The following is a 14,282-nucleotide window of genomic DNA, read 5'->3' as shown; positions in this document are numbered from 1 at the left end:
GCCTGCGGCGCGAGTATTTTTCAGAAAGATGAAATCTCAGCAGGCTGACTGCTCGAAGAAGCACGCGAGGCTTTCCGCAAAGGCGTGCTGATCGGAAGGCTCTGCCAGGCTGTTCAGGGCGCGGGCATGGACAGCCGGGCCGAGTTCGTCCCGCATCTCATGGCTTAGCGCGAGGATGAAATCATGGGACATCTCCGGGTGGTGCTGGGTGGTGAAGATGTGGCGGCCCTGGGTGAAGCCCGTGTTCATGCCGTTGCTTTCGCTGAGCGCTGCTGCGCTCTCCGGCAGCGCGCTGACGCATTCGCTGTGGGAGCCGTAGAGTTTGACTTCGTCCGGCAGTCCCGCAGCCCAGTCCGGACGGTAGAGCAGTTGGTTGCGGGTCAGCCCGTGGACCCAGCCGCCGGGGTTGCGGTCAAGGCTCCCGCCGAGCGCCAGCGCGATGGCCTGATGGCCGAAACAGGCGCCGAACAGCGGAAAGTGCCGGGCATGGGCGCCGCGGATCAGCTCCAGCAGTTGTGAGATCCAAGGGGCGCCGGATCGGACGGAGGCCGGGCTGCCGGTGATCATCGCGCCATCGAAGTCAAACAGATCCCGTGGGAACTCCCCGTCCTTCACCGCAAACACCGTGGCGCGCCAGTCCGGCCGCGCCATCTGGATCAGGCTGGTGAATTTCTCGCCATCCTTGGGGTGCCTCTGGGCGAAGTCGCTTTCGTCGGTGTTGGTCATCAGGATGGCCAAGTGCATGAGGCAGCTCGCAAGATTTCGTTTTACATATTTATAGTCAGCAATAATATACATTGAGCCAGCAGGACAGGAAAGCCCGCCATGACAGTTTGGACCCCGACGGATGACGGCCATGCGGATCTGAGCAGCCATGACGCCTTTGCAAACGGCGCGCCTCATAACACTTTTGCCCGACTGCGGCGGGAGGACCCGTTGCACTGGACCGAATACGAAGGCGGCAAGAACTTCTGGTCGGTGACCCGCTATGCGGACATCACGGTGATGAACAAGAACACCGAGGTGTTTTCCTCCGCGCGCGGGATCCGGATGGAGGATCAGTCCTATGAGGAATACCTGGCGCGGCGCACCTTTCAGGAAACCGATCCGCCGGAGCATTCCAAGGTGCGGATGAAACTGCTGAAGGCGTTCTCGAAGACCACTATGGCGCAATATGAGCAGGACATCCGGGACCTGTGCGCGGATATTCTGGATCAGGCGCTGGCCAAGGGGGAATTCGATGCCACCAAGGAGATCGCCCGCCAGCTGCCGATGCGGATGCTGGGCCGGGTTGTGGGCCTGCCGGAGGCTGATCTGCCCTGGCTGGTGGAGAAGGGCGACGCGCTGATAGCCAATACCGATCCGGACTTCACCTCCCATGTGCTCGACAAGATGCAGACGGATGAGTTCCGGATGATGCCCTTCAACTCGCCTGCCGGGGCGGAGCTCTATGTCTATGCCAAGGAGCTAATGGAGGAGAAGGCGCGCAAGGGCGATACCTCGGGCGTGCTGAACCTGATCCTGGAGCCGGCCAAGGACGGCTCGGTCATCACCGAGACCGAGTTCCGCAATTTCTTTTGCCTTCTGGTGGCGGCGGGCAATGACACCACGCGCTATTCGATCGCTGCGGGCATTCAGGCGATGTGCCATCAGCCGGACCTGCTGGCGCAGATGCAGGCGGGCGGGGCAGTGTGGGAAACGGCGGCGGATGAGATCATCCGCTGGGCGACGCCTGCGCTCTACTTCCGCCGGACCGCGACGCGGGATCATGAAATGCACGGCAAGACCATCCGAGCGGGCGACAAGGTGCTGTACTGGTTTGTTTCTGCCAACCGGGACGAGACGCAGTTCGACGATCCATTTCACGTGAATCTGCACCGCAGCCCGAACCGGCACCTGTCGTTCGGGCAGTTCGGCCCGCATGTGTGCCTTGGCATGTGGCTAGCACGGCTGGAGGTCACGGTGCTGTTCCAGGAACTGGCCAAACGCCTCCGCCATATCGAGGCGGCAGGTCCGCATAAGTTCCTGCGCTCGAACTTCGTGGGCGGCATCAAGGCGCTGCCGGTCAGGGTGGAGGCCGCGTAGCTGTCAGGCCTGCCGGCAGGAAAGACTCTGAGAAAACCGCTAAATATGTTAAGCAAAACAGTACGGGAAGACGCTGCCGAAGACTGTCCAGCAGGGAAGGACCTTGAGCCATGAAGACCCGCTTGCGCGCGATGTTCTGCGACCACCTCAGCATCATGCGGGGGAAATACCTGCCAAATTCCAAGATCGGGGATGACTCGACACGGTTCTGCCGGTCGGTTTTTGGCACCCATTACGACAAGGATCTGCTGGATGCGCCGGGTGCGATGGTGAAGCAAGGCCTGCCGGACATGGAACTGCGATGGCTGCATGACGACATCCGCGACAGCTGGCATGCCTCCACCAAGGTGGTTCTGGGCGATCTCTATGACGATGAGGGGGAGCCGCTGGCGCTGTGCCCGCGCCGGGCGCTGAAGCGGGCGGTTGCGGATTGGCAGAAGCTTGGGTTGACGCCGAAGGTCGGGATCGAGCTGGAGGCCTATGCCTTGCAGGCGGACGACCGCGGGCGGCTGATGCCCTATGATGCGCCCGGCGGCGTGGTTTACGGCACCGGTCCCTTTGCCGACCCGTTGCGGTTCAACGACCGGATCTGGGCGATGGCGGATGACATGGGCTTCTCGCTCGACATGATCACTGCCGAGTTCGACAGCCCCCAGTTCGAGTACACGCTGACCTTTGATGATGCGGTGAAGGCGGTGGATGACATCGTGCTGTTCCGCCTGATGGCGCGGGAGGTGGCGCTGGAGTACGGCATCGTCCTCACCTTCATGCCGAAACCGGTGGCAGAGGCCGGAGGGTCCGGGATGCACCTCAATTTCTCCTTCCTCGACGAGGCGGGCGGCAATGCGCTGTCCGCAGGGCCGCGGGGCGGGCCGGAGTATATGAACGATCTGGCGCGCGGCTGCCTGGCGGGGCTATTGCATCATCACAAGGGGCTTGCGGGGCTGATTGCGCCCACCGCCAACAGTTATATGCGGCTGCAGCCGGGAACGCTGTCAGGCTACTGGCGCAACTGGGGCGGCGACCACCGCAATGTGACCACGCGGATCAGTTCCGAAGGCGGCGCCAAGGCGCGGCTGGAGCACCGGACGGCGGATGCCTCGGCCAATCCCTACACGGCGGTGGCGGCTGTTCTGCAGGCGGCGCGGCTGGGGGTTCAGAACAGCTACCAGCTGCCGCCGATGGAAACCGGTGACGGCTTTGACCGCACCGATGCGCGCGAGGGCACGGCGGTGGACCTGAAAGGGGCGATGGACGACCTGGAGCGGGACACCGCGCTGGCGGAGGCCGTCGGGGCAGAGCTGGTCGCCAGCCACGTCTTCATGAAACGCAAGGAAGTGCGCAAGACCCGCGATCTGGAAGGCGACGCGATGCGCGATTTCTACGTGCATTTCATCTGACCGGCCGCAGCCGGTACCGGCACACTCGGCTCACACTCAATCTGCCGGGCTGTAAGGCTGCCGCTGAAAGCGCAGTGCACCGCCATGGCATCTGGTGGCGCCCGGTCCTGTCGGCCCGGGCGCGGGTGCGCCTGGCACAGGCGTCAGCTCACCGCAGCAAAGCCTGCGTCGAGGGCAGAGAGGATCGTGTCCGCCTCCGCTTCGCTCAGGATCAGCGGCGGCGACAGGATGATGTTGGGGCCGGAGACCCGCACCATTGCGCCCGCCTCATAAGCCGCTTCCTGCAGCCTGCCGATGGTCTTCTTGTCCACCGCGGCCTTGGTGGCGCGGTCAGCAACCAGTTCCAGCGCGCACATCAGGCCGTGGCCACCGCGGACGTCGCCGATCAGATCGTACTTCTGCTGCAGCGCCAGCAGGCCCTGATGGATCTGGGCACCGCGGGCGGCGGCGTTTTCCGGCACGTTCAGGCGCAGGGTCTCGGCAAGGCAGGCCAGGGCAGCAGCCGCGCCGACCGGGTGGCCGGAATAGGTGTAGCCGTGGCCGATCGCGGCCTTGCCGGTGGTGTCCTTCTCGAAGACTTCAGTCATGTGGTCCGCGATCATTACCGCGCCAAAGGGGAAGTAGCCGTTGGTGATGGCCTTGGCGGTCGCCATCATGTCCGGCTGCACGCCCCAGTGGCGCGAGCCGCTCCAGGATCCGGTGCGTCCGAAGGCGGTGATCACCTCGTCCGCGATCAGCAGGATGCCGTGTTTCGAGCAGATCTCGCGCACGCCGGGCATGAAGCTTTTGTGCGGCGGGATCACGCCGCCTGCGCCCAGGACCGGCTCCATGATGAAGGCCGCAATTGTGCCCGCGCCCTGGAAAGCGATCTCGTCCTCCAGCGCCTGGAGGCAGAGCTGGGCCAGTCTTTCCGGATCGGTTTCGTTGAACGGGTTGCGGTAGGTGTAGGGCGCCGGGATGTGGTGGCAGCCGGGCAGGAGCGGCTCGTACTGGGTGCGGAAATTGGCGTTGCCATTTACGGACGCGCCGCCCATGTGGGTGCCGTGGTAGCCCTTCTTGAGGCTCAGGAACTTGGTGCGGCCCTCCTCGCCGCGGATCTTGTGGTACTGGCGGGCGAGCCGCAGGGCGGTTTCCACAGAGTCCGAGCCGCCGGAGGTGAAGAAGGCGCGGGTGAGACCGTCAGGCGCGAAGAATTTGCGCAGCTCCTCGGCCAGCTGGATCACCTGGTCGTTGGTGGTGCCGCGGAAGGTGGAGTAGTAGGGCAGCACGTCCAGCTGCGCAGCGATGGCATCCTTGACCGGCTGGCAGGAGAACCCGAGGTTCACGTTCCACAGGCCGCCGACCGCGTCGACCACCTCATGCCCGTCGATGTCGGTGATTTTCACGCCCTGGGCAGAAGTGATGATGGCAGGCGGGTTGGCCAGGCTGTCGCCGGGATGCGCCATCGGGTGCCAGAGGGATTTGGCGTTGTGTTCTTTCAGAAAGTTGGAGTCTTTCATGGGGCAGCTCCTGGATGCGGCCCGTATGAGGCCGGTAACAAGGGTCAGGCGGTCTCGTCCCGCGGATAGTCCGCGGGGGCAGAGCCGCCGATGCGATGGGTGAGGGTGGCACCCGCACGGCGCAAGGCCGCCGGGATCAGCTGTTTCTGCTCCGCGCTCATACGGGACACCGGCGCGGCAACGGCCAGCGCGCCGATCACCTTGCGGTCGGGGCCAAAGACCGGGACCGCGTGGGAATGCACATCCGCCTCAAAGCCGCCGATCGACTGGGCAATGCCTGTGCTGCGGATTTCACCCAGCTGGGCGCGGATTTCCTGGGGATCTGTGATGGTTTCGGGGGTGCGGGCCGCGAGCGGCTGGGACAAGACATCCTCGGCAAAGTCCGGGTCCGCATAGGCCAGCACCGCCATGCCGGAACTGGTGCCGTGGAAGGTCAGCACTTCGGCGTCCTCCATCATCACCTTGGTGGCATTGCGCGGCGAGTAGGCGTGCGACAGGGAGTTGAGCTGGCTGCCCTGCAGCAGCGACAGGTGGGTCGTCTCGCCGGTCTCGTCGCTCAGATCCCGCAGCACCCGGCGCGAGACGGACAGGATCGGAACAGCAGCCTCGCGCAGTGCGGCAAGGCGCAGAACCTGCGGGCCGAGACGGTAAGACCGGTCGCTTCCGGCCTGTTCGACAAAGCCTGATTCCTGCAGTTCGCTCATCAGCCGGTAGACCGTGGCCTTGTTCATGCCGGACAGGCGCGTGAGGTCGCTGAGGCCGATTTCAGTCCGCCCGTGGTTGAAAAACGTCAGTAATGACAAGGCTTTGGTTACAGTTCCCATGCTCTTGCCGGTGCTCCCTGTCTGGTCCAGCCGGGTGGTATCCGCGCAAAAAGACGCACCCGCGATGCAATTTTGTTGACAGATAACAGGGCGGGCTGTCAATCTAAATTCAAACCAACGGTTCGAATAATGAACCATGTGGCAGAACTGGGAGGAAAGCCATGAAACTCAAAACCCTCATGCAAGGGGCGGCTGCAGCGGCGGCGCTGGGGCTCAGCGCAGTTGCGGCGCAGGCCGAGTATCCGGAGAAGCCGGTGAATTTCATCGTGCCGTGGCCGCCGGGTGACCTGGAGGATGTACTGACGCGGATGATTGCCGAGGATTTTCAGAACGAATACGGCGTCGCGGCGGCGGTGGTGAACAAGCCCGGCGGCGGCGGCGGGCCGTTCCCCGGCGCCATCGAGGTCGCCAACGCGCCGGCAGACGGCTACACCATCGGGTCCTTCGTGATCGGCGTGCCGGTGATGGGGCATCAGATCGACATTCCGCCGCTGACACCGGCCAAGTTCGATCCGCTGGGGATTTTCCTGACCTATCCCTTCGTGATCGCCACCTCCGCAGATGCGCCCTACAGCACGATGGAAGAGCTGGCCGCCTATGCCAAGGAAAACGACGTGGCGCTGGGCCATTTCGGAGACGTGCTGACCCCGACCCAGGTGACCAAGGCCTATGCCAAGAACGCCGGGTTCGAATGGGGCTCGGATGCGGCCTTTGACGCGCTGGACTGCAACACGCTGGCCTCGGGCGATGCGGATGTGATCAACACCACGCTGCAGCTGGTGCTGCCCTGTCTGGATCAGGTCAAGGTCCTGGCCGCCATTACCGACGAGCGTATTCCGCTGGCGCCTGACGCGCCCACCATCGGCGAACTGGACGAAAGCCTGAACATTGCCCTGTGGAACGGCCTGTTTGTGGCCAAGGACACGCCGCAGGACGTGCGCGACAAGATCGTTGCTGTGGCCGAGAAGACGGTGGTGAGCGAGCGCGCCCAGAACGTGGCCAAGGAAACCGGCGCGCTGGTATATTGGCAGGGCGCCGAAGACAGCGCGGCGCGGGTTGCCAGCGATATCGACACCATGGCGCGTATCAGCGGCCTGCTGTCCGAGTAATCCTCCCCCACTGCATCGGGGCCAAGCACGGCCCCGGTGCCTTTTGAACGCGCGGACAAAGAGCTTCTCAGATGCCTTCGGAACGTGAACGCCGTTTTGCCGGGCCGCGGCGCGGCCAGCTGGTCTTTGCCCTCGTCATGGTAGGGGCGGCGCTGCTGCTGCTGGTGCTGATCACGGAACAGACCGCCTGGGTCCAGAACACCAAGCTGTTTGCCCAGCCCCGGTTCTGGCCGGCTGTCGCCATTGGCGGCATGGTGCTGCTGGGCGGGCTGCACCTCTATAAACTGCCCTGGCGCCGGGTCAGCCGTTATGACCTGTGGGAGGTCAAGCGCTGGGGGCAGGTGCTGGAATTCGCCGGCTGGTTCATGGGCTATGTCCTGCTGGTGCCCGTCATCGGCTATCTGCCCGTGACGCTGGCGTTCGTGCCGCTTCTTAGCTGGCGGATGGGCTACCGCAGCCCTTTCATGCTGTGGACCAGTGCCGGTTTTGCCGTGGCAGTGGTGGTGCTGTTCAAGGCCTTGCTGTCAGTCAAGATCCCCGGTGCGCTCATCTATGAGTATCTGCCGGATTCTCTGCGCAGCTTCTTCATTCTCTATCTCTGAGTGCCCGTCATGGACCTGATCCTCTCTGCAATAGATATCCTGATGCGCTGGGACGTGGCGCTGGCGCTCTTGGCGGGTTCGGTGGGCGGGGTGCTGATCGGGGCCATTCCCGGCGTCGGCCCGGCAGTGGCCATTGCGATCCTGCTGCCCGCAACCTTCTCGATGGACCCGATTGTCGGGCTGACTGTGCTGCTGGGGATTTACGGCTCCTCCATGTACGGAGGTGCAATCCCGGCGATCCTGATCAATACGCCCGGCACTGCGGTCAATGCGCTGACCACCTATGACGGCTACCCGATGACCGCGCGGGGCGAGCCGCGCCGGGCGCTGAGCCTGGCTTATTCCGCCAGCTTCTTTGGCGGCATCTTCTCGGTCATCTGCCTGATCCTGTTTGCCCCGGTGCTGGCCAGGATCGCGCCGATGTTCGGCTCGCGCGAGATCTTCTTGGCGGCGCTTCTGGGCCTCATCCTTGTGGTGGTCGCCCACCGCGGCCAGGCGCTGATTGCGGGCACGCTGGCCTGTTTCGGGATCTTCCTGCAGACCATCGGGCTGGAGCCGGTGAAATACACCCAGCGCTACACCTTCGGGCAGGATTTCCTGGGGGGCGGCATCAATCTGATCGTGGTGGTGCTGGGGCTGTTTGCGATCTCGCAGGCCTTTGTGCTGCTGACGGACGAAGATGAGAAGGTCCGCATGACCCGCCTGCGCGGCGGCATGTTGCAGGGCTTGCGCGAACTGGCACGTCATCCGCGGGTGGCGGGAGTATCCGCGTCCTTCGGCGTCCTGATGGGAATGATTCCGGGGGTGGGCGAGTTCACCGCGCAGTTCATGTCCTACACCTATGCGCAAAAGACCTCGAAACGGCCGCAGGATTTCGGCAATGGCTCCTCCGAGGGGCTGATCGCGGCGGAGACCGCCAACAACGCGGTCCCGGCGGCTGCCATGGTGCCGCTCCTGGCGCTGGGCATCCCGGGCGAGGCGCTGACGGCGATGATGCTGTCGGTGTTCTACGTTCACAACGTGGTGCCGGGGCCGGGGCTGTTTCAGAACCAGATGGATTTTGTGGTGGCGCTGTACCTCGCGCTGCTGATCCTGAACGTGCTGGTGCTGCTGTTCCTGCTGTTTGCCACCCGCTCGCTCATTCAGGTTGTCCGCATCCCCAACCGGTTCCTGGGCGTCTGCATCCTGACGCTCAGCTTTGTCGGGGTCTATTCCCTGCGCAATTCCGCCACCGACTGCGTAATGGCGGCGGGCTTTGGCATCCTCGGGTACATCCTCAAGCGGCTCTCGCTGCCTTCGGTGCCTATCATCCTGGGCATGGTCCTGGGCGGCATTATGGAGGTGAAGCTGCGCGCGGGCATGGCGCGGGTGAAGGAGCCCCTCGATTTCATTGATCGCCCCGTGGCGTTCATCCTGTTTTGCATCATCATCATCGTTCTGGCGGTCCACATCCTGCGGGTGCTGAAGGACCGGAAGGAACTGAAGGAGGCCGAATGGCAGACCAATCGCGCATCGACAAGCTTCGGCAGCTTGATGTGGCGCCGCAGAAACTCTTTCTTGAAGGATCATGGCAAGAAGGTTCGGGCCAGACACTCGAAGTTGCTTCGCCGGTTGACGGATCTGTTCTGACCACGCTGGCGGGCGCCTCTGCAGCCGATGTCGAAAACGCTGTCGCATCGGCGCGGCGGGCTTTCGAGGACCGCCGCTGGGCGGGACAGAGCCCCGCCGCACGGAAGCAGGTGCTGCATAGGATCGCGGACCGGATCGCAGCCGAGGCGGTGGAGCTGGCTGTGCTGGGCGTGCGCGACAACGGCACAGAGTTCAATATGGCGCTGAAGGCCGAGCCGGGATCGGCGGCGGGCACCTTCCGCTATTATGCAGAGGCTCTGGACAAGGTGGCGGGAGAAGTCGCGCCGACCGCACCGGATGTGCTGGGGCTGGTGCACCGGATGCCGGTGGGCGTGGTGGGCGCCATCGTGCCCTGGAACTTCCCGCTGATGATCGGCGCCTGGAAGCTGGCGCCCGCACTGGCGATGGGCAACTCGGTGGTGCTGAAGCCTGCGGAAACCGCCTCCCTGACGCTGCTGCGGCTGGCGGAGATCTGTTCCGAATGCGGCCTGCCGGACGGGGTGCTGAACCTGGTGACCGGCTCCGGCGCGGAAACCGGCGCGGCGCTGGCGGCCTCAAACGGCGTGGATGTGCTGGCCTTCACCGGCTCCGGCGCGACCGGCCGGAAGCTTTTGGAGGCTTCGGCGCGCTCGAACCTTAAGCGCTGCTATCTGGAGCTGGGCGGCAAGTCGCCCAACATTGTCTTTGCGGATGCACCGGACATGGCGAAGGCCGCGAAAACCTCCGCAGCGGGCATTTTCCGCAACTCCGGGCAGGTCTGCATCGCGGGGTCCCGTTTGCTGGTCGAGGCCTCAATCCACGACGAATTTGTGGAGCGGCTGAAGGCCGAGGCGGAAGCGCTGCGGGTCGGCGATCCGCTGGACCTGAACACGCAGATCGGCGCGGTGAACTCCGAGGAACAGCTGCGCCGCAACTTGTCCTTTATGGATATGGCGCGGGCCGAGGGCGGGCAGGTGGTGACCGGCGGGGCGCGCATACTGGAGGAGACTGGCGGCACCTATATGTCGCCGGCCATCGTCACCCGTGTCGCGCGCGATCACGCTCTGTTTCAGCGCGAGGTGTTCGGGCCGGTGCTGGCGGTCACGAAATTCGAAACCGAGGAGGAGGCGCTGAGCCTGGCCAATGGCACCGAGTTCGGGCTGGCGGCTGCGGTCTGGACCGAAAACCTCAGCCGTGCGCACCGGATGGTGGCGGGCGTCCGCGCCGGGGTGGTGCATGTGAACACCTATGGCGGCTCGGACAACACGGTGCCTTTGGGCGGCGTTGGACAATCCGGCAACGGACATGACAAGTCGCTGCATGCGCTGGACAAGTACACTGATCTGAAAACGGCCTGGATCCAGCTGTGATGCAGGTTTTGCAGGGGCAAAACCTGCAGCCTCCGGCGGGAGTATTTGGGGAAAGATGAAAGGCGGCCTGGCTGCAGAGCGCAGGCCGAGGGGAGGACGGTATATGACGGCCAAAACGATCCTGGTTGCCGGGACATATGACACCAAGGACGACGAGCTGGGCTATCTGGCGGAGGTGATCCGCGGCCAGGGCGGCACGGTGCTGACAATGGATGTGAGCGTGCTGGGCGACCCCAGCCAACCAACGGACGTCAGCAAGCACGAGGTGGCCGAGGCGGGCGGCAGCTCGATCCGGGAGGCAATCGGCGCGGCTGACGAAAACGCGGCCATGCAGATCATGGGCCGGGGCGCGGCGGCCAAGGCGCAGGAGCTGTACCGGGCGGGGCGCGTTGACGGCGTGATCGTGCTGGGCGGCACCATGGGCACCGATCTGGCGCTGGACATGTGTGCCGCACTTCCGGTCGGCGTGCCAAAGTACATCGTCTCCACCGTTGCCTTCTCGCCGCTGATACCGCCGGAGCGGATTCCGGCGGATGTGCAGATGATCCTGTGGGCGGGCGGTCTGTATGGGCTCAACTCGATTTGCAAGGCGTCGCTCAGCCAAGCCGCGGGCGCGGTGCTGGGCGCGGCGCGGGCGGTGGAGCCTCCCAGGCGGGACCGGCCGCTGATCGGCATGACCTCGTTCGGCAAGACCGTGCTGCGGTATATGGTGACGCTGAAACCGGCGCTGGAGGCGCGCGGCTTTGAGGTCGCCGTATTCCATGCCACCGGCATGGGCGGGCGGGCGTTTGAGAGCCTGGCGGCTGAGGGCGCCTTTGCCGCAGTGATGGATTTCGCGCCGCAGGAGGTTTCGAACCACCTGTTCGGCGGGCTGTCCGCAGGGGCGGACCGGATGACCAATGCAGGCCGTGCGGGCATACCGCAGCTGGTGGCGCCGGGCTGTTATGACCTGGTGGATTTCGTCGGCTGGCAGGAAACGCCCGCGCAGCTTCAGGGGCGCGAGACCCATGCCCATAACCGTCTGCTCACTTCCGCCTTGCTGCAGGCGGATGAGCGGCGGCAGGTGGCGCAGGCGCTTTGCGGCAAGCTGGCAGCCGCCCGGGCGCCGGTGGCCGTGCTGCTGCCGGCGGGCGGCTGCAACGAGTGGGACCGGCCCGGCGCGCCTTTGCACGATGCGGCGGGGCTGGCGGCGTTCTGCGATGAAATGCGCCGCCGCTGTCCCGGAAACGCCAGCCTTCATGAGCTGGACTGTCATATCAACGATGCAGAGTTCGCGGCCAAGGCATTGGAGATCCTCGATTCCTGGATCGCCAGCGGCGTTGTGCAGGGCGGCTGACCCGCCGCCCGCCTTGTCCGGTGGCGCGGGGGCGGGATAAGGTGTTTCAAGAAGTTTGATTTCCCTCTGCATTCTGTTACGTAATCCCGGCAGAACAGCCGCTGCGGCCCGGTGACGTGTGACGCGGGGTCTGCCGGAGCGCGGCGGTTTTTGGGGCTTGGCGCGGAGACGGGCGCTGTGCCTAATCAGTTGGGGCGCGGGCCTGCATCATGGGCTCCCGCAGGAGAGAGGAAGACCGGATGAGTGAAGCCATTGCATATGAGCGCGTGGGCGATATTGCCGTTCTGAAGGCGCAGAACCCGCCGGTGAACGCGCTGGGTGTGGATGTGCGCAAGGGGCTGCTGGCCGGAATCGAACGCGCCGAACAGGACGGTGCCAAGGCGGTTTTGATCTATGGCGACGGTAAGACCTATTTTGCCGGGGCCGACATCCGCGAGTTCGGCAAGCCGCCGCAGGAGCCCTGGCTGCCCGGGCTGTGCAGCCGGATCGAGGCCACGCCGCTGATCGTGGTTTCTGCCATGCACGGCACCGCGCTGGGCGGCGGGCTGGAAGTGGCCTTGGCTTCGCATTACCGGATTGCGGTGCCTTCGGCCAAGATGGGGCTGCCGGAAGTGAACCTGGGCATTCTGCCCGGCGCAGGCGGCACCCAGCGGCTGCCGCGGGTGGCCGGCACCGAGGCCGCGCTGGAGATGATCACCACCGGCCGCCACATCAGCGCGGCGGAGGCGCTGGACAAGGGCATCATCGACCGGATCGAAGAGGGCGAGCCGCGGGAGATCGGCCTTGCCTATGCGCAGGCACTGCTGGACCAGGGTGCGCCGCGCCGGGCCGTGGGCGAAATGCCCGCGCCGGAAGCGGTGGATTTCGATGCGGTCTATGGCGCCACGCTGAAAAAAGGCCGCGGCCAGCTGTCGCCTGCCGTGGCGGTGCGCGCGGTTCAGGCGGCGGCTGAAGCCGAAAGCTTTGAGGCCGGGCTGAAGCGCGAGCGCGAATTGTTCATGGAGCTGATGGACTCCGATCAGCGGCAGGGGCTGATCCACGCCTTCTTCTCGGAACGCGCGGTCAGCAAGCTGCCGGAGCTGGACGGCGTTGCACCCCGCGAAGTTGCCTCGATGGGGGTGATCGGCGGCGGCACCATGGGGGCAGGGATTGCCACCGCGGCGCTGCTGGCGGGGCTGCCGGTGGTGCTGATCGAAATGACGGACAAGGCCGTGACGGCGGCGCGCGGCAGGATCGAGGGCAACCTGAAAGGCGCCCTGAAGCGCGGCAAGATCAGTCAGGCGCAATATGATCAGCTGACCGGCGAGGCGCTGACGGTGGCGACGGACTATGCGGCGCTTTCGGACGTTGACCTTGTGGTCGAAGCGGTGTTCGAGGACATGGGCGTCAAGCGCGAGGTCTTCGGCAAGCTGGATGCCCATTGCAAGCCGGGCGCGGTGCTGGCGACCAATACCTCCTACCTGGACGTGGATGAGATCGCCGCGGCGACCTCCCGTCCCGAGGACGTGATCGGGCTGCATTTCTTCTCGCCCGCGCATGTGATGAAGCTCTTGGAAGTTGTGGTGGCGGAGAAAACCGCGCCGGAGGTTCTGGCCACCGGCTTTGCGCTTGGCAAGCGGCTGAAGAAGGTCGCGGTGCGCTCCGGCATATGTGACGGCTTCATCGGCAACCGGATCATGAACGCCTACCGCAAGGCGGCGGAATATGTGGTGCTGGATGGTGCCTCGCCCTATCAGGTGGACAAGGTCGTGACCGGTTTCGGCTTCCCGATGGGGCCGTTTGCGATGGGGGATCTGGCGGGGCTCGACATCAACTGGGCCGCCCGCAAGCGCCGCGCGCCCACCCGCGACCCGCGCGAGCGGGTGCCGCGTTTCTACGAGATGCTCTGCGAGGGTGGCGATTTCGGCCAGAAGACCGGCAAGGGCTTCTACATCTACGAGGAAGGCCAGCGCGGCGGTGTGCCGAACCCGGAAGTGGCAGCGCTGATTGCCAAGGATCAGGAGCAGCAGGGCGTGTCCCCGCGGGAGTTCTCGGACGCGGAGGTGCTGCGCCGCTACATGTGCGCCATGGTCAATGAGGCCGCCAAGGTCGTGGGCGAGGGCATCGCGCGCCGCCCGCTGGACGTGGATATGGTGATGCTGTTCGGCTACGGCTTCCCGCGGTTCTGGGGCGGGCCGCTGAAATGGGCGGATCTGCAGGGGCTGGATGGCATCCTGGCCGATATCCGGGCTTATGCGGCAGAGGACGGATTCTTCTGGCAGCCCGCGCCGCTGCTGGAGCAGCTGGTGGCAGAAGGCAGAACCTTCGACTCCCTGAACAAAGGCAGCTGAGCAGGCGGGCGGGGCGCGCAGACGCTGGCCGTATCACGAAAAAGCGCCGCGCGGAACGCGCGGCGCCTGGCCCACAAGAGCGGCGCATCTTTGATGCGCCTGGCGATTGGCGGGAGTTC

The 14,282-nt window shown here is 65.0% G+C and carries 11 protein-coding genes; 8 read left to right on the top strand and 3 right to left on the bottom strand.

Annotated elements, in window-relative coordinates; all coding sequences use genetic code 11:
* Positions 1 to 36 precede the first annotated feature (36 nt).
* Positions 37 to 744 (bottom strand): type 1 glutamine amidotransferase, encoded by a 708-nt coding sequence (locus tag DAEP_RS0110055; RefSeq protein ID WP_027244560.1) that lies wholly within the window; start codon positions 742 to 744, stop codon positions 37 to 39.
* A gap of 81 nt (positions 745 to 825) precedes the next feature.
* On the opposite strand from DAEP_RS0110055, the gene DAEP_RS0110050 reads away from it, so the two are divergent.
* Both DAEP_RS0110050 and DAEP_RS0110045 read left to right on the top strand, forming a co-directional pair.
* Positions 826 to 2,085 carry a cytochrome P450 gene (locus DAEP_RS0110050; protein WP_027244559.1) on the top strand — a complete coding sequence of 420 codons (1,260 nt, stop codon included), beginning with the start codon at positions 826 to 828 and terminating at the stop codon, positions 2,083 to 2,085.
* Positions 2,086 to 2,195: 110 nt separating this feature from the next.
* Positions 2,196 to 3,485, top strand: coding sequence for a type I glutamate--ammonia ligase (locus tag DAEP_RS0110045; protein ID WP_027244558.1), 1,290 nt, complete (start codon positions 2,196 to 2,198; stop codon positions 3,483 to 3,485).
* Positions 3,486 to 3,628: 143 nt separating this feature from the next.
* Here the strand turns inward: DAEP_RS0110045 and DAEP_RS0110040 are convergent, their stop codons facing one another.
* Together DAEP_RS0110040 and DAEP_RS0110035 are read right to left on the bottom strand one after the other, a co-directional pair.
* Positions 3,629 to 4,984, bottom strand: coding sequence for an aspartate aminotransferase family protein (locus DAEP_RS0110040; protein ID WP_027244557.1), 1,356 nt, complete (start codon positions 4,982 to 4,984; stop codon positions 3,629 to 3,631).
* Between the two features lie 44 nt (positions 4,985 to 5,028).
* Entirely contained in the window at positions 5,029 to 5,808 is a 780-nt protein-coding gene (locus DAEP_RS0110035; RefSeq protein WP_008557184.1) for an IclR family transcriptional regulator, read from the bottom strand.
* Positions 5,809 to 5,969: 161 nt separating this feature from the next.
* On the opposite strand from DAEP_RS0110035, the gene DAEP_RS0110030 reads away from it, so the two are divergent.
* The 6 genes from DAEP_RS0110030 (at position 5,970) to DAEP_RS0110005 (ending at position 14,163) form a co-directional block, all read left to right on the top strand.
* Positions 5,970 to 6,917, top strand: a complete 948-nt coding sequence (locus DAEP_RS0110030) for a tripartite tricarboxylate transporter substrate binding protein (protein WP_027244556.1) — start codon at positions 5,970 to 5,972, stop codon at positions 6,915 to 6,917.
* A gap of 71 nt (positions 6,918 to 6,988) precedes the next feature.
* Positions 6,989 to 7,519, top strand: coding sequence for a tripartite tricarboxylate transporter TctB family protein (locus DAEP_RS0110025; RefSeq protein WP_027244555.1), 531 nt, complete (start codon positions 6,989 to 6,991; stop codon positions 7,517 to 7,519).
* 9 nt (positions 7,520 to 7,528) lie between these two features.
* Positions 7,529 to 9,148, top strand: coding sequence for a tripartite tricarboxylate transporter permease (locus DAEP_RS0110020; protein WP_027244554.1), 1,620 nt, complete (start codon positions 7,529 to 7,531; stop codon positions 9,146 to 9,148).
* On the top strand, positions 9,055 to 10,497 hold the full coding sequence (locus DAEP_RS23565) for an aldehyde dehydrogenase family protein (protein ID WP_084204420.1): 1,443 nt from the start codon (positions 9,055 to 9,057) through the stop codon (positions 10,495 to 10,497). The genes DAEP_RS0110020 and DAEP_RS23565 overlap by 94 nt, the downstream gene beginning before the upstream one ends.
* A 103-nt stretch (positions 10,498 to 10,600) precedes the next feature.
* Complete coding sequence (locus tag DAEP_RS0110010; RefSeq protein WP_027244553.1) at positions 10,601 to 11,833, top strand: Tm-1-like ATP-binding domain-containing protein; 1,233 nt, start codon at positions 10,601 to 10,603, stop codon at positions 11,831 to 11,833.
* Between the two features lie 239 nt (positions 11,834 to 12,072).
* The gene (locus tag DAEP_RS0110005; protein WP_027244552.1) at positions 12,073 to 14,163 is read left to right on the top strand and encodes a 3-hydroxyacyl-CoA dehydrogenase NAD-binding domain-containing protein; all 2,091 of its coding nucleotides are present in this window, start codon (positions 12,073 to 12,075) and stop codon (positions 14,161 to 14,163) included.
* Positions 14,164 to 14,282 lie beyond the last annotated feature (119 nt).

The organism is Leisingera daeponensis DSM 23529 (assembly GCF_000473145.1).
In the GTDB taxonomy this organism is placed as follows: domain Bacteria; phylum Pseudomonadota; class Alphaproteobacteria; order Rhodobacterales; family Rhodobacteraceae; genus Leisingera; species Leisingera daeponensis.
This window is presented reverse-complemented; position numbering and strand designations above follow the sequence as displayed.